The organism is Rheinheimera sp. MMS21-TC3 (genome assembly GCF_032229285.1).
Classification (GTDB): domain Bacteria; phylum Pseudomonadota; class Gammaproteobacteria; order Enterobacterales; family Alteromonadaceae; genus Alishewanella.
The window spans coordinates 389,352-412,143 of the sequence record NZ_CP135084.1 but is presented as its reverse complement, the minus strand read 5'-3'; the positions used below and the strand labels follow the sequence as shown (position 1 = coordinate 412,143).

27 protein-coding genes are annotated in these 22,792 nt (G+C 41.3%); 14 read left to right on the top strand and 13 right to left on the bottom strand.

Annotation, left to right across the window (positions count from 1 at the left end; translation table 11 throughout):
* Positions 1–29: 29 nt before the first annotated feature.
* Entirely contained in the window at positions 30–1,766 is a 1,737-nt protein-coding gene (locus tag RDV63_RS02180; RefSeq protein WP_313907882.1) for a DUF885 domain-containing protein, read from the bottom strand.
* 233 nt (positions 1,767–1,999) lie between these two features.
* Here RDV63_RS02180 and RDV63_RS02175 point away from each other — a divergent pair, with 233 nt between their 5' ends.
* The 11 genes from RDV63_RS02175 to hemB all read left to right on the top strand — a co-directional run bounded on the left by RDV63_RS02175 (position 2,000) and on the right by hemB (position 10,540).
* Positions 2,000–3,016 carry a GGDEF domain-containing protein gene (locus RDV63_RS02175; RefSeq protein WP_313907881.1) on the top strand — a complete coding sequence of 339 codons (1,017 nt, stop codon included), beginning with the start codon at positions 2,000–2,002 and terminating at the stop codon, positions 3,014–3,016.
* Between the two features lie 117 nt (positions 3,017–3,133).
* Entirely contained in the window at positions 3,134–3,889 is a 756-nt protein-coding gene (gene ubiE, locus RDV63_RS02170) for a bifunctional demethylmenaquinone methyltransferase/2-methoxy-6-polyprenyl-1,4-benzoquinol methylase UbiE (RefSeq protein ID WP_313907880.1), read from the top strand.
* On the top strand, positions 3,889–4,497 hold the full coding sequence (locus RDV63_RS02165; RefSeq protein ID WP_313907879.1) for an SCP2 domain-containing protein: 609 nt from the start codon (positions 3,889–3,891) through the stop codon (positions 4,495–4,497). The genes ubiE and RDV63_RS02165 overlap by 1 nt, the downstream gene beginning before the upstream one ends.
* A complete protein-coding gene (ubiB, locus tag RDV63_RS02160) occupies positions 4,497–6,125 on the top strand; it encodes a ubiquinone biosynthesis regulatory protein kinase UbiB (protein WP_313907878.1) in 1,629 nt (542 codons plus the stop codon). Before RDV63_RS02165 ends, ubiB begins: the two co-directional genes overlap by 1 nt.
* Before the next feature lie 71 nt (positions 6,126–6,196).
* The gene (gene tatA / locus RDV63_RS02155; RefSeq protein ID WP_313907877.1) at positions 6,197–6,448 is read left to right on the top strand and encodes a twin-arginine translocase TatA/TatE family subunit; all 252 of its coding nucleotides are present in this window, start codon (positions 6,197–6,199) and stop codon (positions 6,446–6,448) included.
* Positions 6,449–6,453: 5 nt separating this feature from the next.
* The gene (tatB, locus tag RDV63_RS02150) at positions 6,454–6,786 is read left to right on the top strand and encodes a Sec-independent protein translocase protein TatB (protein WP_313907876.1); all 333 of its coding nucleotides are present in this window, start codon (positions 6,454–6,456) and stop codon (positions 6,784–6,786) included.
* Entirely contained in the window at positions 6,770–7,522 is a 753-nt protein-coding gene (gene tatC / locus RDV63_RS02145) for a twin-arginine translocase subunit TatC (protein WP_313907875.1), read from the top strand. The genes tatB and tatC overlap by 17 nt, the downstream gene beginning before the upstream one ends.
* A complete protein-coding gene (locus RDV63_RS02140; protein ID WP_313907874.1) occupies positions 7,519–7,989 on the top strand; it encodes a hypothetical protein in 471 nt (156 codons plus the stop codon). Before tatC ends, RDV63_RS02140 begins: the two co-directional genes overlap by 4 nt.
* A gap of 15 nt (positions 7,990–8,004) precedes the next feature.
* Entirely contained in the window at positions 8,005–8,814 is an 810-nt protein-coding gene (locus RDV63_RS02135; protein WP_313907873.1) for a TatD family hydrolase, read from the top strand.
* On the top strand, positions 8,807–9,517 hold the full coding sequence (locus tag RDV63_RS02130; protein WP_313907872.1) for a GGDEF domain-containing protein: 711 nt from the start codon (positions 8,807–8,809) through the stop codon (positions 9,515–9,517). Before RDV63_RS02135 ends, RDV63_RS02130 begins: the two co-directional genes overlap by 8 nt.
* Positions 9,518–9,532: 15 nt before the next feature.
* Positions 9,533–10,540, top strand: coding sequence for a porphobilinogen synthase (hemB, locus tag RDV63_RS02125; RefSeq protein WP_313907871.1), 1,008 nt, complete (start codon positions 9,533–9,535; stop codon positions 10,538–10,540).
* A 51-nt stretch (positions 10,541–10,591) separates the two neighbouring features.
* Here the strand turns inward: hemB and gppA are convergent, their stop codons facing one another.
* On the bottom strand, positions 10,592–12,133 hold the full coding sequence (gppA, locus tag RDV63_RS02120) for a guanosine-5'-triphosphate,3'-diphosphate diphosphatase (RefSeq protein WP_313907870.1): 1,542 nt from the start codon (positions 12,131–12,133) through the stop codon (positions 10,592–10,594).
* Positions 12,099–13,385, bottom strand: coding sequence for an ATP-dependent RNA helicase RhlB (gene rhlB / locus RDV63_RS02115; protein ID WP_313907869.1), 1,287 nt, complete (start codon positions 13,383–13,385; stop codon positions 12,099–12,101). The genes gppA and rhlB overlap by 35 nt, the downstream gene beginning before the upstream one ends.
* A 101-nt stretch (positions 13,386–13,486) precedes the next feature.
* On the opposite strand from rhlB, the gene trxA reads away from it, so the two are divergent.
* The 3 genes from trxA (at position 13,487) to RDV63_RS02100 (ending at position 16,659) form a co-directional block, all read left to right on the top strand.
* A complete protein-coding gene (gene trxA, locus RDV63_RS02110; protein WP_313907868.1) occupies positions 13,487–13,813 on the top strand; it encodes a thioredoxin TrxA in 327 nt (108 codons plus the stop codon).
* 200 nt (positions 13,814–14,013) lie between these two features.
* Positions 14,014–15,279: a transcription termination factor Rho gene (gene rho / locus RDV63_RS02105; protein ID WP_313907867.1), complete on the top strand. Its 1,266-nt coding sequence runs from the start codon at positions 14,014–14,016 to the stop codon at positions 15,277–15,279.
* An 87-nt stretch (positions 15,280–15,366) separates the two neighbouring features.
* The gene (locus RDV63_RS02100) at positions 15,367–16,659 is read left to right on the top strand and encodes an NAD(P)/FAD-dependent oxidoreductase (protein ID WP_313907866.1); all 1,293 of its coding nucleotides are present in this window, start codon (positions 15,367–15,369) and stop codon (positions 16,657–16,659) included.
* A gap of 34 nt (positions 16,660–16,693) precedes the next feature.
* Here the strand turns inward: RDV63_RS02100 and RDV63_RS02095 are convergent, their stop codons facing one another.
* The 10 genes from RDV63_RS02095 to RDV63_RS02050 all read right to left on the bottom strand — a co-directional run bounded on the left by RDV63_RS02095 (position 16,694) and on the right by RDV63_RS02050 (position 22,683).
* Positions 16,694–16,816: a cysteine peptidase family C39 domain-containing protein gene (locus RDV63_RS02095; protein WP_313907865.1), complete on the bottom strand. Its 123-nt coding sequence runs from the start codon at positions 16,814–16,816 to the stop codon at positions 16,694–16,696.
* Between the two features lie 26 nt (positions 16,817–16,842).
* Positions 16,843–17,127 (bottom strand): hypothetical protein, encoded by a 285-nt coding sequence (locus tag RDV63_RS02090; protein WP_313907864.1) that lies wholly within the window; start codon positions 17,125–17,127, stop codon positions 16,843–16,845.
* Positions 17,128–17,210: 83 nt separating this feature from the next.
* On the bottom strand, positions 17,211–17,393 hold the full coding sequence (locus RDV63_RS02085) for a hypothetical protein (protein WP_313907863.1): 183 nt from the start codon (positions 17,391–17,393) through the stop codon (positions 17,211–17,213).
* A 21-nt stretch (positions 17,394–17,414) separates the two neighbouring features.
* On the bottom strand, positions 17,415–17,630 hold the full coding sequence (locus RDV63_RS02080; RefSeq protein ID WP_313907862.1) for a hypothetical protein: 216 nt from the start codon (positions 17,628–17,630) through the stop codon (positions 17,415–17,417).
* Positions 17,631–17,788: 158 nt separating this feature from the next.
* Positions 17,789–18,349, bottom strand: a complete 561-nt coding sequence (gene lepB / locus RDV63_RS02075; protein WP_165907402.1) for a signal peptidase I — start codon at positions 18,347–18,349, stop codon at positions 17,789–17,791.
* Between the two features lie 263 nt (positions 18,350–18,612).
* Positions 18,613–18,771, bottom strand: coding sequence for a hypothetical protein (locus RDV63_RS02070; RefSeq protein ID WP_313907861.1), 159 nt, complete (start codon positions 18,769–18,771; stop codon positions 18,613–18,615).
* A gap of 655 nt (positions 18,772–19,426) precedes the next feature.
* On the bottom strand, positions 19,427–19,633 hold the full coding sequence (locus tag RDV63_RS02065; protein WP_313907860.1) for a hypothetical protein: 207 nt from the start codon (positions 19,631–19,633) through the stop codon (positions 19,427–19,429).
* A 73-nt stretch (positions 19,634–19,706) separates the two neighbouring features.
* Positions 19,707–19,910: a hypothetical protein gene (locus tag RDV63_RS02060; RefSeq protein ID WP_313907859.1), complete on the bottom strand. Its 204-nt coding sequence runs from the start codon at positions 19,908–19,910 to the stop codon at positions 19,707–19,709.
* Positions 19,911–19,927: 17 nt separating this feature from the next.
* Positions 19,928–22,018, bottom strand: coding sequence for a peptidase domain-containing ABC transporter (locus tag RDV63_RS02055; protein ID WP_313907858.1), 2,091 nt, complete (start codon positions 22,016–22,018; stop codon positions 19,928–19,930).
* A 401-nt stretch (positions 22,019–22,419) separates the two neighbouring features.
* Positions 22,420–22,683: a hypothetical protein gene (locus RDV63_RS02050; RefSeq protein WP_132585414.1), complete on the bottom strand. Its 264-nt coding sequence runs from the start codon at positions 22,681–22,683 to the stop codon at positions 22,420–22,422.
* Between the last annotated feature and the right edge of the window lie 109 nt (positions 22,684–22,792).

The window sequence follows — 22,792 nt, the reverse complement described above, 5'->3', positions numbered from 1 at the left end:
AATTAATCTCTAGCCATTACCTATAAGTGTTATTTTGCTTTGTCTTGCTGAACACGAATATACTGTTCTATTTGCTGCTCTAACACCGCTAATGGCAAGCTACCATTGCCTAATACAGCATCGTGGAACTCTCTAATGTTGAAGTTTTGGCCTAAAGCTTGTTCAGCTTTACTGCGTAAGCGCTTAATAGTTAACTCACCTAACTTGTAAGATAAGGCTTGAGCTGGCCAACTAATATAACGATCTATTTCAGTTGTCACATTATGCATAGATAAAGCCGTATTACTGGCTAAAAAATCAATAGCTTGCTGCCTACTCCAGCCCATGCTGTGCATTCCCGTATCCACCACTAAACGCGCAGCTCGCCACATTTCAAAAGTTAAGCGGCCAAAGTTGCTGTAGGGATCTTGATAAAAGCCCATCTCTAAGCCTAAGTGTTCTGCATATAGGCCCCAACCTTCACCAAAAGCTGAAGTATAAAAACTACGACGATAATCAGGTAAATCATTATGCTCGCGTGCTAACGCTACTTGTAAATGGTGACCAGGAACAGCTTCATGCAAGGTTAGCGCTGGCATCTCATATAAAGGCCGTCTATCTAATGCATACGTATTTACCCAATAAAAGCCTGCTTGGTCATCTCGCGTCGCACCCGAATATCGCCCTGTAGTGTACTTAGGCGCAAATTCAGCTGGCACTTCTATAACACCATAAGGGGTTCGGGGTAAGGTTTTAAATAATTTTGGTAACTGCGCATCTGCCTGCTTAGCTAAATAGCTAGCATATTGAATTAGCTGTAACGGCGTTTTAGGGTAAAATTGCTCATCGGTACGCAAAAAGTGGACAAAGTCTGCAAAGCTACCTTTAAAACCTAATTCATCAATCACCTGCTGCATTTCAGCTCTAATTCGCTTAACTTCATCTAAACCAATTTGATGCACTTGCTCTGGCGTCATTTTTAAAGTGGTGTAATGCTCTAAACGATTTTGATAATAAGCCTTACCTTGGGGTAAGTCATAGGCGGCAATAGTATCACGCGCTGCCGGCATATAATCATTAAGCATAAAGTCATAAAAAGCTTGGTAAGCAGGATTAACAGCTGTCATAACTAAATCTGCAGCTTGAGCCGTTAATTGTTGCCAAACCTGAGCAGAAATAAATTCAGGCTGTTGTAAAAAAGGCTGGTAATACACACTTGTCGTTGGATCAGCTACTACATAAGAGATAATACTCTGCTCAAAGCCAGTTAAAACAGCCTTTGGCTGTGTCATGCCTTTGGCGATACCAAGCTTCATCCAATCTGTTTGTTGCTGCATATAAGTTGGAATTGCGGCTAATTTCGCTAAGTAGTTTTTATAATCTTGCTCAGTTTTTAATACTGAGTTTTTAGCTATAAAAGATAAATAAGCATGAAAGCCTGACTCTGATGTGATCGGCATCATATGGCTGCCAAATTTATATTCATCTATAGCATTACTTAGCCGATAATCTAAAATAGCATAGTTAATTTGATCTTGTTCCGATAAGGCACTGGGCTTAATGGCTTGCAACTTTTCATGCCAAGAAACACGCTGCTGTTGCTGCTTTTGTAATGATTCTGCAGACATATCCCATAAAGCATCTGCTGCAGGTCGCGTTAACGCTTGCTCTGCTTGCCACAACTCTTGAGCAAACTGATTAAAGCTTTCCGATTTTTTTAATTGACCATTATTGGCGCAACCGCTTAATAAAACCAGAGTAGCTAAGGCTATCGTTATTTTTTTCATTTTATTTCCCAAACACTGACTTTGATTGATTGTAACCAGTTTTGTTTCAGATACCAGCACTCTTAACCGTCTGAACAGGCTATTAATCTTATTTAATCTAGTCACTGTATTGTTTTAAGACTAATTGCACTTTTTGCTTATTAAACAGTTGTCAGCATGGCAGATTCAAGTAATATGAAGACCAAACTGAACCCATGATGAACAATGTATTGTTTTAAGTAAGGTTATCTAAGTTGCAGTATCAAGATACTATTGAACAAGCTGAAACTAAAGCTAGAGCTGCTATTGCGTTTATGCGCCAAACCTACCTGCCTGCTAATCCAATCAACTATGCCGTCAGTTATGAATACATTAGTAAAAACAATATAGAACTTTGCCAGAGTCTGGAGCAAAAATTAGCTGCTAATACTAGGTTTGATAATTTTAGCATGACAGAGTTGTATAACCGTTATCTAGCCCCGGTTAGTCAGCCACATGAGCATATAGTGTATCAAGCAACTAGAATGTTAAATCGATTAGCCGCTAAAACCGATATGGCCGCAGAAAACCTTAGCGAATACTTAACCACTATTGATACCCAGCTAGTGAGTTTACAACAATTGGCAATAGACCCTGCCGTGGCAAAAATTATCAATAAGCTGCAACAAGCAACTTGCCAAGTCCAGCAGCAACAAACCCAGTTACAACAACAATTATTACAGGCTAACCAGCAAAGTTATCAGTTACGCAATGAGTTAGAGCAACTAAAGCAGCAGCGCTTACGCGATCCTTTAACCGGATTGTTTAATCGCTCAGCTATGCATAACCAAGTAGAGTTATGGTTAGCTGAGCAGCCAGAGCGGAATATTGCTGCAATCTCAATTAGCCTTAACCAATTTAAAGAATTTACTCAGCAATACGGTGCTGCCATAAGCGACCAGGTGCTATGTAATATTAGCCATAAAATCAGCAGTTTTATCCAAAATAGTGGCATTGCAGTACGCAGCAGTTCTGAAGAATTTTTAGTATTATTACCCGATATAGATTTACGTACCGCCAATGAAGTAGCAGCTTCTGTTAAAAACAAAATTGCTAAACTACGCTTTATTACTGCGCGCAATCAACAGACTCTGACCAGAATCACCTTATCATTAGGCGTATGCTTATATCAATCCAGCAATAACTGGTACCAATTCCTAGCTCGTGCCGCAGCCATGTTAGATAAGGCACAACAAGCAGGCTACAATCAGATAGCTAGTGAAGCTTCTTAATTACAGTCAATAATAACGGTTTTAAATAAATCAAAACGGGATATTACAACAGAAAAGTTGGCTGCTAGGGCTTTATCTCTTACACTAGTGCCACTTTGGTTCTAACAGGTCAATTCGATGAGTCAGCAAAATAATAACACTACCCATTTTGGTTTTAAAACGGTTGAAGCTAAGCAAAAAGTGTCAATGGTTGCCAATGTGTTTCATTCTGTTGCTGCTAAATATGATGTTATGAACGATTTAATGTCATTTGGCGTCCACAGGTTATGGAAACGCTTTACATTAGATTGCAGTGGTGTTCGCCCCGGCCAGCAAGTATTAGATTTAGCAGGTGGCACTGGTGATATTACCGCGCTATTTTCCAAACGAGTAGGGCCAACCGGTAAAGTCGTGCTAGCTGATATTAATGCTTCTATGCTTAATGTTGGTCGTGACAAGCTGCGTGACTTAGGCTTAGTTAATAATATCGAATATGTGCAAGCTAACGCTGAAGCGTTACCTTTTGCCGACAATAGCTTTGATGTGATTACTATCGGCTTTGGCTTACGCAATGTTACCGATAAAGATGCCGCTTTACGCTCAATGTTTAGAGTGCTAAAGCCAGGCGGCCGTTTATTAGTACTAGAGTTTTCTAAACCTGAGCAGCAATGGTTAAGTAAAGCCTATGATTTATATTCATTTAAACTGCTACCAGTAATGGGCCAGTTGGTTGCTAATGATAAAGAAAGCTATCAATACTTAGCGGAATCAATTCGCATGCATCCCGATCAAGAAACCTTAAAAGCTATGATGGAGCAAGCTGGTTTTGCCGAGGTAAGTTACCATAACCTCACTGGCGGTATAGTGGCATTACATCGCGGGTATAAGTTTTAATGTTACCTTTACTACCACAATTGTTATGCGCAGCTGCAGAAGCAACTGTGGCTGGTATTATTAATTTAGATCCTAATGCCAAGCAAGGTTTAGCTAAATTGCAAGGCAAACAGCTATCCTTTACCCTACGCGAGCTGTCTCTTACCCTGGTTATTACCGCAACAGCCGATGCCTTGTTATTTAATCAGCACAACGAAGCTACCGATTGTGCTATTAGCACAGACTTAGCTAGCCTAAAACAATTGCGAGATCCCAGCCAACTCACGCGGTTAATTAAAGCCGATGCCTTACAAATTGATGGTGATATTCAAGTTGCCCAGCAATTCAGTCGTTTTTTCGAACAGCTCGACCCAGACTGGGGTCAAGCTTTATCAGTTTATATCGGTGATGCTGCTGCTCATCGAGTTGCCAGCATTCTGCAACAGTTGCAACACTATATCGCTGAACAAAGCCTACAACTGCAGCAATTAACCACAGAGTTAGCTCAAGATGAGCTAAAGCTTAGCCCAACTTCTATTGAACTAGCTCTTTTTAGTCAGCATGTAAGTGAAATAAGCGCTAAAGTGGCACTATTGCAACAACAGTTAAATAAGTATCAGGAGTCATAGTGCGCCTTAGCCGTTTCTATCAAATCCAAAAGACGTTATTACAGTACGGCTTAGACGAGTTAATTCCGCCACAATGGCAGCCTTGGTATGCTCGCTTAGCTCGTTGTAGCTTGTTTTGGTTACGCAACCAATACCCTGATCAAGCCATTGGTGTTAGGTTACGTTTAGCATTACAAAGCTTAGGGCCTGTATGGGTGAAATTTGGCCAAATGCTCTCTACCAGACGTGATTTATTTCCAGCACATTTAGTAGATGAGCTAGCCAAGCTACAAGATAAAGTCCCCGCATTTTGTGGCGAAACTGCCCAAGCTATGATTGAAAAAGCACTAGAGCTAGATAACATTGAACAACTTTTTGTTGATTTTGAGCAAACTCCTTTAGCATCAGCGTCTATCGCACAGGTTCACACTGCCAAATTAAAACTAGCAAGCGGTGAGTTGGCCGATGTTGTGATTAAAGTTATTCGGCCAGATATTCGCAAGCAAATTGAAGCAGATTTAGCATTAATGGATACTTTAGCTGATGCAGCTAGACGGTTTTTACCCGACGGTAAAAGACTCCGGCCACGTGAGGTTGTGCAAGAATATAAAAAAACCATTCTTGATGAGCTCGACTTACAGCGTGAAGCTGCAAATGCTATTCAACTAAGACGTAATTTTGCCGACTCAGACTCGCTGTACATACCATTTATTTATACTGAGCATAGCCGCAGCAATGTAATGGTAATGGAGCGGATATATGGCATTCCTGTTTCAGACATTGCGGCCTTAGAAGCACAAAACACCGATATGGAGTTGTTAGCCAAACGAGGGGTTGAAGTGTTTTTTACCCAAGTGTTTCGCGATAGCTTCTTTCATGCCGATATGCACCCAGGTAATATCTTTGTATCCTATGAAACTCCCCACAACCCAAAATACATTGGTATTGATTGCGGTATCGTTGGTACTTTAAATCCTGAAGATAAACGCTATTTAGCCGAAAACTTTGTCGCCTTTTTTAATCGAGACTATCGTAAAGTTGCGCAATTGCACGTTGACTCAGGCTGGGTGCCGGCAAACACTAAAGTTGAAGAGTTTGAGAGTGCTATTCGAACTGTTTGCGAGCCTATTTTCCAAAAGCCTCTTGCAGAAATTTCGTTTGGCCATGTCTTACTAAATCTCTTTAGTACCGCCCAGCGCTTTAACATGCAAGTCCAGCCACAACTGGTATTGTTACAAAAAACCTTATTATATGTTGAAGGGCTAGGCCGACAGCTTTATCCACAACTTGATCTATGGAAAACAGCTAAACCATTTTTAGAAAACTGGATGCAACAACAAGTAGGTCTGCCCGCTATTTGGCGCCAATTAAAAGATAACTTTCCTTTTTGGGCTGAAAAACTGCCACAAATGCCAACCCTTTTACACCAGTACTTAGAGCAAGGTCCAGCACAGCAGCGACTATTAGTGCAACAGCTAAAGCAGTTAGCTCAACAGCAACGCAAAACTAGACAACAAATAGTTGCAGCAACCTTTGCCGCTGCAAGTATAATCAGTGCTAGTATAGTATTCTGTTTCGCTAACCCTTGGTTAGCAGTACCCTTAGTTGCTACAGGTGTAGGTTTTACATTAAAAGCTTGGCTGACATAAGTTAAGATTAAGGTTATCACTAATAATCATTGCTATAATAAGTTATAGCAATTTGGATAAGAGGATTATATATGGGCTTCGGTGGTATAGGTATTTGGCAATTGCTAATAGTACTAGCTATTATAGTATTATTATTTGGCACCAAAAAATTACGTGGTATTGGCACCGATTTAGGCGATGCCATTAAAGGTTTTCGTAGCTCAATTAAAGATGAACCAGCAAAGGATGACGACAAAGACAGCCCACAATTAGCAGAAAAGCCAACCGAAACCAGCGAACAGCAAACAAACAACGCTGCTAGCAAAGATAAAAATAAAGTGTAACTATTATGGGATTTTGGGAACTCGTCGTTATTGGTGTTGTTGCGTTATTGGTCTTAGGGCCAGAGCGACTCCCCGGCGCCTTACGCTCAGTGCATAAAACCATTCGTGGTGTAAAGCAATTTAGCCAACAGATGCAAGCTGAACTGAGCGAAAATTTACGTGCCCATGAACTACATCAAAAATTGAAAAGTGCCGAAGAAAAAGGTTTAACTAATCTTACAGCAGAAGAACAAGCCGCTTTAAGTGAACTAAAACAAGCCGCAGCTGATGTTACAACTTCGCTGTCTGATCCTAAAGCGAAAACTGAGCCAACCACAACCCATGAACCTAAACTCTAATACTCAGAGCCTTTTAGGCCATTTAATTGAACTGCGCAATAGACTACTTAAATGCATTATTGCTGTCTTACTAGTATTTGTCGCCCTGGCTGCCTTTGCTCAGGATATTTATCACTTATTAGCAAAACCTCTAATTGCAGTGCTTCCTGCCAGCAGCAGCATGATAGCTACCGACGTAGCCGCTCCCTTTTTCGCGCCATTTAAACTGACTTTTATTGTCGCTATTTGCTTAGCTATCCCGTTTATTTTATTACAAATTTGGCAGTTCATTGCACCTGCTTTATATCGTCGTGAAAAGCGCTTAATGGCACCATTAGTGATTAGTAGCACTTTGCTATTTTATGCCGGTATAGCTTTTGCCTACTATATTGTTTTTCCTATAGTATTTGGTTTTTTTACTAGTATGGCGCCTGAAGGTGTAACTATAGCCACAGATATCAGCAGTTATTTAGACTTTGTGTTAAAACTATTTTTTGCTTTTGGTTTATCTTTTGAGATCCCAGTGGCAATTTTATTACTGATCTGGACTGGTGCAACAACCCGTGATGCCTTAGCCCAAAAGCGACCTTACATTATTGTAGGTGCCTTTGTGCTAGGTATGTTATTGACCCCACCCGATGTTATTTCTCAAACCTTATTAGCCGTACCTATGTGGCTGTTATTTGAAGTCGGCTTACTCCTCAGTCGGTTTTACCAACCCACTGTAGACACTGAACAACAGGAAGAAAAGTTATGAAGTACATTTTAATCAGCTTAAGCTTACTAGCTTATGGCGCAAATGCTGCTGTGCCAACCGAGCAAGCTATAGAGTTATGTCGCGCAGAACAAAACGCTTTGAAACGCCTAGTTTGCTATGATGCAATTAATGTTGGCTCTGCAATTACTACTGCCAAATCTGCAACCACAACTGCAACACCAGCCGCTGAGGCCGATACCAACACTGAAGGCTACTTTGGTCTAGAGCATAAAAGAAATGTTCAAGATCCAGATGTGATTAATGTAACGGTTAAGTCATTTGAATATTCGCTGCGTAAAGAGTTAATTATTGAATTTGATAACGGCCAAATCTGGCGACAAAAAGGCACTCAGTACTACCCTATTGCTGTAGGTGAAGAGCACCGTATTACCCGCGGTGTCTTAAATTCTTTTAGATTAGGTAATGATCGAAATAATCGCACTATATCTATAGGTCGCCAACAGTGATGTGGCAATAAAACCATGAATTATTGGTGCGATATTGGCGTTAACTTATTAAGTGAACAATTTGCCGCTGATCGCCAGCAAGTACTAGATCGTGCTGTAGCTAGCGGTGTTAACCAGCTGGTATTAATAGGCAGTGATATTGCGGAATCACAGCAAAACTTACAATTTTGCCAACAACAATATCTAAACTTAGAATTAGTAACAACTGCAGGTATTCATCCACATTATTCAGCCCAAGTTACTGCCGATTGGTTACAGCAACTTGAGCTTCTGATTAAAGAAAGCAAAGTCGTTGCAATTGGCGAATGTGGTCTAGATTTTAATCGTGACTTTTCACCTAGACCACAACAGCAAGATGTTTTTGCTCAGCAATTACAATTAGCCGTGCAATATAAAAAAGTAGTTTATTTACATGAACGAGATGCTTTTACTCGCCAAATTGCCATGCTAAAGCAGCATAATATCCAACAGGGTGTTGCTCATTGCTTTACTGGTAATGTACAACAGTTGCGCGCCTATTTAGACTTAGGTTTATATATTGGTATCACTGGTTGGCTATGTGACGACAAACGCGGCTCTGAATTACAGCAAGCTATAGCTTATATACCTGATGACAGGTTATTGTTAGAAACCGACGCACCTTATTTATTGCCTAAAACTATTCAGCCAAAACCTAAATCACGCCGCAATGAGCCCGCTTACTTGCATTATGTTGCTGAAAAGGTTGCTCAATTAAAACAGTATTCACTAACAGAAGTTGCCCAGTTAAGCTGGCAAAATAGCCAACAACTGTTCGGCTTTAAATCAAGGCAAGATCATGTCTAATTTAGGTTATTTTATTGCTGGTTTTCTTTTAGCTTGTGCTCTAGTAATACCTATTACATTATTTTTATTACAGCAACAAAAGCAAAAGCTAACAATTTTGGCAGCTGAATTACATAACCATAGTTTAGATTTAAAAATTACCTTAGATGAGCTTGCAGAAAAAAACCAAATTTTGCAGCAACAGTCGCAAATAGACAGTTTATCTAACGCTTATAACAGGAGCTATTTTGATCAACAAATGGCGGCTGAGATTAAGCGAAGCCGACGCGAGCAACGACCTTTAGCCTTAATCTTTATCGACATTGACCTATTTAAAACCATTAACGATAGTTATGGTCATCTCGTCGGCGATATAGTGGTTAAAAATATCGTCAGCTTAATTCAGCAACAATTAAAACGTACTAGCGATAAACTATGCCGTTACGGTGGCGATGAATTTGCCATTATATTACCTAACACAGAACTCAGTGGTGCCATAACGCTTGCTGAATCTATTCGACATAGCCTTAGTGCTACTGCACTGATCCCAGAGTTCTCAGAGTTAAAGGTCTCTATTAGTGCAGGTTGCTATGCTGCCACTGCCAGTAGCACCAGTAGCGTTAAAGAATACGTAGGCCAAGCTGATAAGGCGCTATATAAAAGTAAAAGCCAAGGTCGCAATCAAGTGTCATCGCAACCGTTATCAAATGTTGTAAACTTTTAATTTTAGGAGCTATCCATGAATACTAACCGTTATTTTCCTGCCAGTCGGCTACGCCGAATGCGCGCTAATGCTTTTAGTCGCGATATGATGGCTGAGCATCAATTAACGGTAAAAGATTTGATCTACCCTATTTTTATTATTGAAGGTGAAAACCAACGGGAAAGCATTGCCTCTATGCCAGGCATAGAGCGCCTTAGCCTAGATTTACTGCTTGCTGAGGCTAAGCAATTGGTTGAGCTAGGCATTCCAGCCATTGCTTTATTTCCAGTGACCCCAGCTGAGATTAAATCTTTAGATGCTGAATACGCATGGCACCCTGAAGGCTTAATGCAGCGCGCAGTTAAGTTATTAAAACAGCATTGTCCTGAATTAGGCTTAATTACTGATGTAGCCTTAGACCCTTACACTACTCACGGTCAAGACGGCATTATCGACGAAAACGGCTATGTGTTAAACGACATAACCACTGAAGCTTTAGTGAAACAGGCTTTATCTCATGCCGCTGCCGGTGCTGATATTATTGCCCCTTCAGATATGATGGATGGCCGTATAGGCGCTATCAGAGAAGCCCTAGAAGAAGCTGGCCATGTTAACACACGCATTATGGCCTATTCGGCAAAGTACGCTTCACATTATTATGGCCCCTTCCGCGATGCAGTCGGCTCGGCAGCTAATTTAAAAGGTGCCGATAAAAAAACCTATCAGATGGATCCGGCTAACAGCAATGAAGCTTTACACGAAGTTGCCCAAGATTTAGCAGAAGGTGCAGATATGGTAATGGTAAAACCTGGCATGCCTTATTTAGATGTTGTACGCAGAGTCAAAGATGAGTTTGCAGTACCTACTTTTGCCTACCAAGTTAGTGGCGAATATGCCATGCACAAAGCGGCTTTTGCCAATGGCTGGTTAGCTGAGCAACCTGTCGTTATGGAGTCATTACTGGCCTTTAAACGCGCAGGAGCAGATGGCATTTTAACTTACTTTGCAAAACAAGTCGCTATTTGGCTACAACAAGCTAAGTAAGATCCCAATAAACTTAACAACTTCTATCCAGTGGGCTGGCTTAATTAAGTACTAACTAATTAATAACTGCCAGCCTGCTTGTTGCTGATATAACACTTCTTGCTCTAACTCTGCCGACATCAGTGGATGCTGGGCTAGCCAGCCATTAGGCAAACTTAGTGTTAACTGCTCACCAGCACTGTTAATTTTTACTTGTGGTAACACTTCATCTTTACGACGCATAGAAAGAATAACCGCTAAACGCAAAATTCGCGTTAGCCTTTGTCCAAGTAACACTGAAGTCATTGTTTGTTTAGCAATAATGTCAGTATTGATATCTGCTCTATGATTATGCACTAAGGCCATAAGCAATTGCTGTTGAGCACGCGTAAAACCCGGCAGCTCAGCATGTGTAATAATATAAGCACCATGATGATGATGATTCTTATATTCAATTAATAAACCAATTTCATGAATTAAAGCACTACTATGCAATAAGCTATGGCCATCAAAGTCACTTAAATCCCAGCTAGGCTCCAGCTGTGCGGCTAAGTCTGTGGCCACTTCAGCTACACGATAAGCATGTTGCTGATCAATAAAATACCTTATCATCAAGCTTTGTACTGTACGGTTACGTACATTGCTTTGATGCAACTGCGGCAACAAACTATAGAGCACCCCTTCACGTAAGGCACCACCCGATAAAATCATTTTTTGAATATTTAGTTGGCGAAATAAAGCCATTAAAATAGCCAAGCCAGCCGGAAAAGCTACCTTTCTGTCTTGAGCTAAACCAATAATATTTAAGCTAGATAAATGCTGACAAGCAATTGCTTGTTGCATAATTAACTCTAAACGCGGCAAAGTAATATGCTCATCACTACCTTGGCTAATTAAAATTTCTTGCATCGCCTGCACAGTGCCAGACGCCCCTAAAGCTAATTGCCAGCCATGCTCCTGATACAATTTAACCAAAGGCTGCACTTGCTGTTCTGCAGCAACAATAGCACTATTAAAGTTGGCACTGGTTAAGCTGTCATCAGCAAAAAAACGCTCTAAATAAGTAACGCAGCCCATATTTAAACTAACAAGTAAAGCGGGTTTATGGCCAGTACCAACAATAACTTCTGTACTAGCACCACCTATATCAATAACTAAACGCTTACTATGATGGGTAGATGTATGAGTGACGCCCAAGTAAATAATACGAGCCTCTTCTTCACCGCTTATTACCTGAATTTTCTGACCAACAATAACCTCTGCCTGCTGCAGAAACTTATCGGCATTAGTTGCCAAGCGTAACGTTGCCGTACCGATAATTCGAATATTGTCAGCGGGGATATCTTGCAAGCGTTCAGCAAACAAGGCTAAGCATTCCCAGCCTCGGGTCATAGCAGCATTGCTTAGTATTTGTTGTTGATTTAAACCGGCAGCTAAGCGCACTTTGCGCTTAACTCGGCCAATTACTTGCACTGAACCCGCAATAACCTTCACCATTAACATATGAAAGCTATTAGAGCCCAAATCAATCACCGCATAAATATCATGATGCGATGATTGTTCAGCTAAGTTAGCCTGATTAGCGTGGACGGTTACGAGGTGGTCGTGTGCCATGACTATTGCGTCCAGTAGTACTGCGACCGGTACTTCGCGCTTTGGTTGTTGAACGACGACGGGCGCGTGGCTTAGGTACTGTCAAGTCATCAAGTAAAGCTGTAGCATCATATTGGCTCACCGCTATTGGGTGGCGAATATAATCTTCAATAGCTGTTAAATTAAGTGCATAGCGCTCACAAGCAAAGCTTATTGCCTTACCGCTTTCGCCGGCACGGCCAGTACGACCAATTCTATGCACATAATCTTCACAGTCATCGGGTAAATCATAATTAAATACATGACTTACTTTAGGAATATGTAAACCTCGTGCAGCTACATCAGTTGCGACTAAAATATCTAATTTACCACTACTGAAGTCTTCTAAAATACGTAAGCGTTTTTTCTGGATAACATCGCCAGTTAATAAACCAACACGATGGCCATCGGCTTCTAACCAAGCATGCACTTCTTCACACCAATGCTTTGTATTAGCAAAAACAATAGCTTTATCTGGCCACTCTTCTTCCATTAACGTTAGCAATAACGGCAGCTTATGCTCATCAGAAGGGTAAAAAAGCTCTTCCGATATGCGGCTTCCAGTCATTTCTTCTGGCGCAATGTGAATATGTTCGGGTTGATTCATTTTTTCAAATGCTAGCTCTTGCACCTTATATGACAGCGTTGCAGAAAACAGTAAACTTAAGCGTTCAGTAGCTGGTGGCATGCGGTTAAACATAAAGCGGATATCTTTAATAAAGCCTAAATCGAACATTCGATCAGCTTCATCTAATACGACAACTTGAATTTGTGATAAGTCGTATAAGCCTTGCTTTAAATAATCAATTAACCGGCCTGTAGTGCCAATTAAAATATCAACGCCATTTTGTAGTAGTTGACGTTGAGTATCATACCCTTCGCCCCCATAGATCAAACCAAGACGTAAATTGGATTTTTCAGCCATTATTACTGCGTCTTGATGGATCTGTACTGCCAGCTCACGTGTTGGCGCCATAATAATCGCTCTAGGCTGACCACTGCCTTTGGCAGGATGAGTCAGCAAGTGATGAAAAGTGGCGGTTAAAAAAGCAAGCGTTTTACCAGTCCCTGTTTGGGCTTGGCCTGCAATGTCTTTACCAGCAAGAGCTAAAGGTAAACATTGCGCCTGAATAGGCGTACAATAGCCATAACCTTGCGCATCTAATGCAGCAAGAACCTGAGGTGCCAATGCGAAATCGGCGAATTTATGTGATGTTAAGTGAGTTTTATTCATACATGCTAAGCATAACCGTTACGCTTGCAATAAGGAACAGCCAGGTTTAAATTGATAACACTTTTTTTGCAGTAATTCTGCACGTATAACCGGAGACATACATGAGCGAGCATATTTTACAGGTTTCTGATGATAGTTTTGACACTGATGTTTTAAAATCAGAAACCCCAGTATTAGTCGATTTTTGGGCAGAGTGGTGTGGCCCGTGCAAAATGATTGCACCTATTCTGGATGATATTGCCCAAGAATATAGCGGCAAAGTCAGTGTAGCTAAGGTGAATATTGATCATAACCCAAATACCCCACCTAAGTTCGGCATTCGCGGCATTCCAACTTTGCTATTATTTAAACAAGGTCAAGTTGCCGCCACTAAAGTAGGCGCCTTGTCTAAAACTCAATTAAAAGAGTTTTTAGACAGCAATATTTAATTAAAATAAAAAAAGGCGTATTTTTATACGCCTTTTTTTACTCTGATGCTGGACGGCTAACGCTACAGCTGCTATTGTGTAGCCATCAGTACTTTTTGTACAACCTGAACATCGCTTGTCTGTCGAAACAACCACTTCCAATTCTTAGTCCTCGAACTGATAAGCATTACCCTGTTTTTATCAACAAGAAACCCATCAATATGCATTTAACAGAACTGAAACTAAAGCCAATTAGCGAACTGGTTCAATTGGCCGAGTCTAAGGGCTTAGAAAACATGGCCCGCCTGCGCAAACAAGACATAATTTTTGCCATTTTAAAATCTCATGCTAAAAATGGTGAAGAGATATTTGGTAATGGCGTACTAGAAATCCTGCAGGACGGTTTCGGTTTTTTACGCTCTGGCGACAGCTCGTATTTAGCGGGTCCAGACGACATTTATATTTCGCCTAGCCAAATCCGCCGCTTTAACTTGCGAACGGGTGACAGCATAGCGGGCTTAATCCGCCCCCCTAAAGAAGGCGAACGTTATTTCGCTTTATTAAAAGTTAACGAAGTTAACTTTGGTCGTCCAGATCAAGCCCGCAATAAAATCCTGTTCGAAAACTTAACCCCCCTACATGCCAATTCACGTTTACGTATGGAACGTGGTAATGGTAGCCGTGAAGATATCACCGCTAGGGTATTAGACTTAGCCGCCCCTATTGGTAAAGGCCAACGTGGTTTAATTGTTGCACCACCCAAAGCTGGTAAAACTATTTTACTGCAAAACATTGCCCAATCTATTGCCGCTAACCACCCAGATTGTGTGTTAATGGTATTGCTAATAGATGAGCGTCCAGAAGAAGTAACAGAGATGCAGCGCTTAGTTAAAGGTGAAGTAATAGCTTCTACCTTTGATGAACCAGCCAGCCGTCACGTTCAAGTAGCTGAGATGGTTATTGAAAAAGCCAAACGCTTAGTTGAACATAAAAAAGACGTTATTATTTTACTCGACTCTATTACCCGCTTAGCCCGTGCCTATAACACTGTTATTCCAAGCTCAGGCAAAGTGCTAACTGGTGGTGTAGACGCTAACGCCTTACACAAACCGAAACGCTTCTTTGGTGCGGCGCGTAATGTAGAAGAAGGCGGCAGCTTAACCATTATTGCCACAGCCTTAGTAGATACCGGTTCAAAAATGGACGAAGTAATTTACGAAGAGTTTAAAGGTACCGGCAACATGGAGCTGCACTTATCGCGTAAAATTGCCGAGCGCCGTGTTTTTCCAGCGATCGACTTTAACCGTTCAGGCACCCGTCGTGAAGAGCTATTAGCTTCAGCCGACGAGCTACAAAAAATGTGGATTTTACGTAAAATCATCCATCCTATGGATGAAACCGATGGTATTGAATTCTTAATAGATCGGTTATTAATGACAAAAACCAATGATGAATTTTTTGATGCCATGAAACGGCAAAAAAATTAATAATAAAAACCGGTGTTAGTACCGGTTTTTTTATGCCCAAAAGGCCATACTTACAGTTGAAGTGATGCAACCTGACGAGGTTTCAGTATGAGTTATCCGCGTATAGTTATTATTGGTGGTGGAGCTGGTGGCCTTGAGTTAGCCAGCCGGCTGGGCAATAAGTTGGGCCGGAAAAACCTCGCTCATATCACCTTAGTGGATAAAAATCATACCCATATCTGGAAGCCGCTATTACACGAAGTTGCCACTGGCACTTTAGATGTAGAAATAGATCAACTCAGTTATCGCGCCCATGCGGCAGCCCACCACTTTGAGTTTCAACTAGGTAGCCTTACTGCCATTAATCGCGACCTACGACAGGTGATACTGGCGCCAATTGCAGACAATGGTGAAGAAGTATTAGCCGCACGGGCACTAGAATATGACTATCTAGTACTGGCGATAGGCAGTGTGTCTAACCATTTTAATACCCCTGGTGTAGCCGAGCACTGCATTTTCCTCGATAGTCCAGCTCAAGCACAACGCTTTCAACATCACTTATTAATGGCCTATTTAAAATTAAATTCGCCTGCCCATCCTAAAGATAAATTAAATATTGCTATTGTTGGTGCCGGCGCAACGGGTGTTGAACTCGCTGCCGAGCTCTATCATGCGGCCGCAGAACTTAACTTATATGGCTATGCTGACTTACGCAAAAGCCGGATGAATATTCAATTAATTGAAGCTGGGCCACGCATTCTTCCAGCATTACCAGAACGCTTAGCCTTAGCAGCACATAAAGAACTGTCTAAACTCGGTGTTACTGTTCGCACTAACACTAAAGTAACAGCAGCAACTAAAGCTGGATTGCAGTTAGGTGATGAACATATTGAAGCAGAGTTAATGGTCTGGGCTGCTGGCATTAAAGCGCCAGACTTTTTAAAAGATATTGCTGGATTAGAAAATAACCGTATTAACCAGTTAGTGGTTAATCAGCAATTACAAAGCACTCGCGATAGCAGTATTTATGTTATTGGTGACTGCGCAGGCTGCCCATTACCTGATAATAAGTGGGTGCCGCCACGCGCCCAATCTGCCCATCAGATGGCTAGTTTAGTGGCAAAGAATATTACAGCTGCAATCGCTGGCAAGCCGCTAAAGGCATTTCAATATAAAGATCATGGCTCGTTAATATCGCTAAGCCGTTTTGGCACTGTCGGCAATTTAATGGGTAACTTAGTAGGTGGCACTATGATGATAGAAGGTCGCCTTGCGCGGCTGGCCTATATCTCGTTATATCGCATGCACCAAGTTGCGTTACACGGTTGGTTAAGAATGATGCTAATTAGTTTAGTCGCTCGTATTAACCGTATTGTTAGACCCAAGCTTAAATTGCATTAAGCTTAGGTGAATAAGCTATTGATTGCATTGTTAGCTAGCGTAATGGTTTATATAACGCCCAGCGTAATAAGCCCAGCTGATGGCCATGGTGATTGACGACCATAGCAATACAGGCCAGGCCGCATTCAGCCGCTTCGGATTGGTAAATAATGCTCACACTTTTGACTTCTCTATATATCCTTTCTAAGAGGTATGATTCTCATGAATGATTTGCTCGACAACTTTTTGTGTAAATCTTAAGCTGGTGCAATGCCTTTCACGGTACCACTTAATAGCTCTATTTTTATCAGTTAAATATAAATTAATAAGATACTTATCTTCAGTTTCAATTTGATTAGTATCATGAATCTTCCTTTTGGCCCTTGAGTTAAGGTGCTCTAGATCTCTTCGTTCTGCACTACGACTATTAAAAAAAACATAAGCCGCAAAAACAAAAATAAGGATAAGCCAATAAAAATTTTCAGACATAATATTTACCCTGTTTTTAGGTTAGGGGCTTTCACCCCTAACCTTTTCACTTACTGCAACATCTGGTAGCCAGCATAAAATGCCTAGCCAACCATCGCACCAACAACAAGTGGTGAAGATGCAACCGCAAGACCAACGCCGATAGCTCCCCAGCTAGAACCGAAAGCAGCACTACCAAGCCCAACTGCTAAACCTGCCGCACCAGCACCCTCCATAAAGCCAGCGCCACTCACTTCCTCTACTTGTTCAAATGTTAACTCTTGCATATTTAAATCTCCCAATTTTACTTATTGAAGCATTTGATAGCCGGCATAAAATGCCAAACCGACCATTGCGCCTGCCGCTAGTGGCGCTGCCCCAAAAGCTGCTATAACACCAATAGTGCAGAATGAACCGCCAAAAGTTGTAGTTCCTATTCCTAATGCAAGGCCAGCAGCGCCAGCACCCTCCATAAAACCGGCGCCGCCCAACGTTTCAACTTGCTCAAATGTTAACTCTTGCATATTATCTCTCTTGAGATGTTTTTAAGTTTATTGGTTGCTCTTTATTTAGAGCTATAGTCGCCCTTTTAGGCTTAAAATCGGCTCAAACAACCAGGCCCTGTGTTAATAAAAAGTAGGCCTGCGTTGTTCCAGCACGATATCACTGAGCGATAGAAAATCTATTTAATTAGGCTTTTTGAGAAAGTAACAGCTAGGGGAATAACTTGTTGATTATAATCATTAAAACGAACAACATATAGTGATTGAGCAATAATATCCGCCTTTTTTACTGGCCCAAAACTTCTAGAGTCATAACTGTTTTTTTCATTATCACCAATGACAAAATATTCATCATTTAATAAGAAAAATACACTATTTCTTTTTATGCATTTTTGTCTATCATCAATTAACTCTCCAACCCAATTATTGCTATACATATACCTCATACCGTTAACGTAAACTTCTGAATTACAAATGTGCACTTGGTCACCAGGCATAGCATGTATGCGCTTACGCAGTAAATTATCATCTACTTTTACTGCAACCATCACACCTAGTTGTAGTGAGAAGTTGAAGTGCTTTGAAATGATAATGTCATTCGGTTGAATTGTTGGATAATTGGATTCTGTAAATCTATCTTCACCTGTTTCATCTACAGAATAACCATTAAGCTCGGGGTTGTTAAGGTAAATAAATGAAATGAAAATAAATGATGAAACAACAAATACTGATTTGATCATTTTTTTGCGCCATAACAAGAATGAAAATGCAATGAGGATCAGCAGCGCATGAATTAGAAACCAGAATTGCACTAACAATACTGAATCGAAAACTTCAAAAATTCGTATAGAAAAAAGTGATGCCACAAATAGGAAAATAATTAAATACATCTTGGTTATCCGTTACCCGGTGCACATGTAGCACATATAGTTCACTCTGAATATGCCTAGCAAAGCTTGTGGCCTTGCTAGGCATATTTTAAATGTTAGGAATAAGTGTCATATTAAGGAGCAGGGAAGTCAGGGTTAGGACAAAAGTCCTCACCAAAGCCAGGAGGTAATTCGCCATTTCCCATCTTTGTGATTAAATTTCTAGCGATAAATCTCCACAAAAAATTACCACCACTCACTTCTTCAACTTGCTCAAATGTTAACTCTTGCATATTATCTCTCATGAGATGTTTTTAAGTTTATTGGTTGCTCTTTATTTAGAGCTATAGTCGCCCTTTTAGGCTTAAAATCGGCTCAAACAACCAGGCCCTGTGTTAATAAAAAGTAGGCCTGCGTTGTTCCAGCACGATACCTGCGCTTAACAGCATGCCCGATTGCAGCGGGACTGTGTTGCCATAAGCGCGGATGTGTTGTGAATCCAGTCACCCTAAAAGATCTTTATTACTGGTTAGCGACTAATCATTTTTTAATAGCAGCTGACCAAAAAGAATCAAAAAAAACTATTATTGGAAATGCAACAAACCAAAAGGCAAGGTGCCTATAGTTAGGCACTTTTTCGATAAGCATACTACTTATAATGTCGTTTGATACCCCTATAAAAATCAAGACAACAATCAGCTTGGTAAAAAATTTGCCAAGATTTCTCAAGTTATCATTGCGATTTACTATTGAAATTGCGAATGCAGATATCGACAGAAAAAAATAATAGTAAAAACTTTGACTTTCTAAATTATTTAGCACTACCATGGACAATATGAATATCCATAAGCAAAGTATTATATTGATAACTGTAGAATACATTTTCATAGCTCCCTAAATCAGCCGCAGTTTTTTAATGCATAACTGCGGCTATTTATATTGCTTACCCTAATTTACAAGTTTACTGCCAATCCATTGGCCACCGTAGTAGGCTAAGGTTACTCCCGCAAGACCCCAGCCTAATGGTGTTGCCATAGTTAAAACTCGTGCACCAGCCATTCCTAAAGTCAGAACATCGCTTGCTAGATTAATATAGTCAATCGAGTCGCCACCACCACTAACTTCTTCCACTTGCTCAAATGTTAACTCTTGCATATTATCTTTCCTTGAGACGCTTTTTAAGTTTATTGGTTGCTCTTTACTTAGAGCTATAGTCGCCCTTTTAGGCTTAAAACCAGCTCAAACAACCAGGCCCAGTATTGATAAAGAGTAGGCTGCGTTGTTCTAGCACGATACCTGCGCTTAACAGCATGCCCGATTGCAGCGGGACTGTGTTGCCATAAGCGCGGATGTGTTGTGCAGCCAGTGCTACCTCTACTCGGTACACTGGCTCCTGTACGGCGACAGGCATATCAACTTCATTTGGCAGCATGATGGCCTGCGCCGTTTTTATTTTTCTGTATTTATACCAAACTGTGCCTTATACGGTGCTGTTACATCTTGCAGCTGGCCGTTATGCAGTTGCATAATCCTTTCGGCATTAATAATGGTTTCTGGCCGGTGGGCAATAATAATGCGGGTCATATTTAACTGTTTAATTGCTTGATTCACATAATGCTCTAGTTGTACATCCAAATGACTGGTCGCTTCATCCATAAATAAAATTTTCGGCTTGCGATACAGTGCCCGTGCTAATAACAGCCTTTGCTTTTGGCCGCCGGATAACGAACTACCCATATCGCCGACCAAAGAGTTATAGCCCATTTGCATCACAGCAATATCTTGATGAATACCGGCTAGCTTTGCGGCTTCAGTTACGCTGTGCATCTTCATTTGGCTGTCAAAAAAACTGATATTTTCAGCTAAGGTACCCGACATCAGTTGATCATCCTGCATTACGGCGGCTATCTGGCTGCGATAATGGCGTAAACCTAAATGACGAATATCGACACCATCTACTTCTACTTTGCCGCTCTCTGCTGGCAGCAAACCCAGCATAATTTTCATCAAGCTGGTTTTTCCACAGCCAGAAGGGCCAATAATGGCAATATTTTCACCGGCTTTTACTTCAAGATTCAGGCTATTGAATAGTAAAGGGTCATTACTGGCATAACGAAAGCCAATATTGCTTAGGCTAAGCTGACCACTAATATCGCGACCGTCGCTTGCACTGCCTTCATCTTCTTTTTCGGTTAAGGCGATATCGGCTAAGCGGTCTAAATGCAGCCGCGTCATTTTAATCTCAACCAGTTTATCAATAAGGGCAGCGGTGCGGTTAGTAAACTGATTTTTATAGGCAACAAAGGCAAACAACATGCCGACACTGATGTCCCCGGCCATCACAGCCAGTGCGGCTAAATAAATTACCAGCACGTTTTCTACGCCAAATAGCAGTTGGTTAATGGTGTTGTAGGAGATCTGCCACTTACCTAAGCGATAGTTCTGGTTAACCGCTTCAGCAAAGCGGTTTTGCCAGATATTTAAGCGCTGGGTTTGCAGGCCAAACAGCTTAATGCTTTGCATGCCACGCACGGTTTCCATAAAGTTACTTTGTTCTTTGGCCGAGGCAACAATGCTGGCTTCGGTCAGTTGGTGTAGTGGTTTATATAACGCCCAGCGTAATAAGCCATAAATTAATACCGCTATACCAACTACTAAGCTAAGTTGTGGGCTGTATAGGTACATCATAACCAACACGGTAATGGCCATAATGCCGTCTATCACGCCTTCGACTAAGCTATTGGTTAATAGCTCTCGCACTGAGTTAAGCGAGCCAAAGCGCGATACCACATCGCCCATATGGCGTTTTTCAAAATAACTTAATGGTAAATGTAATAAATGCCGCATTAAGTTTGCCTCCATTTGCACACTCATCACCGAGCCTAAGTGCAGTACTACCCAACCGCGTAAAGTTTGGGTAATAACCTGTAGCAGCATAATAAGGCCAAAGCCCAGTGCCAGCACCACCAGCAACGGCTTATCCTGGCTAACCAGTACTTCATCTACCACCAACTGGGTGTAATAAGGGGCGGCAAGCACAAATACCTGCAGTAACAAAGACAAAATAAACAGCTTAACCAGTGATGGCACCAGGCCTTGCACCTTGGTCCAGAAGGCTGTTAAGCCTAAGCGCACTCGCTCATCAACTTTTTTAAATTCAGTGCTAGGGCTTAATTCTAGCGCTACGCCAGTAAAGGCTTTATCCACTTCGGCTAATAATAAACGCCGCTCACCCATAGCGGGATCCAATATAGTAATACCATCGCGATGGACTTTTTTCAGCACCACAAAATGGTTCATTTCCCAGTGCAAAATGCATGGTGTGCGAAGGTTTTTTAAATCATCTAAATCCAGCTTTAATGCGCGTGGTGTTAAACCTAATTGGTTACCCAGCTGCATCAACTGTTGTAAATTGGCGCCTTTAAGCGACACGCTGTAGCGGTTGCGTAGGGTAGTTAAGTCCAGCTGATGTCCATGGTGATTGGCCACCATAGCAATACAGGCCAGGCCGCATTCAGCGGCTTCGGATTGGTAGATCATTTTGACGTTTCAAGCAATTTTATACCCTTAAGCGCATTTGTAGGCTTAATAGCGTGTGTGGTTCTATTAATTTATTTGACGGTCTTTTAATCTCAATTAAAATCAACTTAACCACCAGTGATGAGTCAATACTAAGAGGAAGAACGTCACTGGAGGGTATGTAAGAAAAAGGACTCCTTTATACTTCTTATCATCCATATGAAAATCTTTTATATCTCTGTTTCCGTGAAAAATATTGATAGGGAGCACAGATATTGCAAATAATATTGCAAAGCGCTCTAAGTCAAAAAAAGCTAGAGCTACGTAAAGCACAGCAAACATAAATAGACTAAGATATGCAAGTTTCACTTTCCCTCCAATGGGGCTTACAACACAATGTGCAAGCCCCGCAATTTAAATAATTATTGGGCGCCAGTTGCTGCCCCACCAAGAGCGGCAACACGTGGGAGCAAATATCTGGCGGCAGCAGATCCAATCGGACCACCAATAGCTCCTGAGGCTGCTCCAGTTCCTGTTGCTGCAGCTAAACCACCCCAGCTAAAACTACCTGACGTTGCAGCACTGCCAAGATAGCCCGCTGCACCTATAACTGCGCCAAGGCCCATGCCAGGCACACCAAATGCACCATTCACTTCTTCCACTTGCTCAAATGTTAACTCTTGCATACTATCTCTCCTTGAGACGTTTTTAAGTTTATTGGTTGCTCTTTGCTTAGAGCTATAGTCGCCCTTTTAGGCTTAAAATCGGCTCGAACAACCAGGCCCAGTATTGATA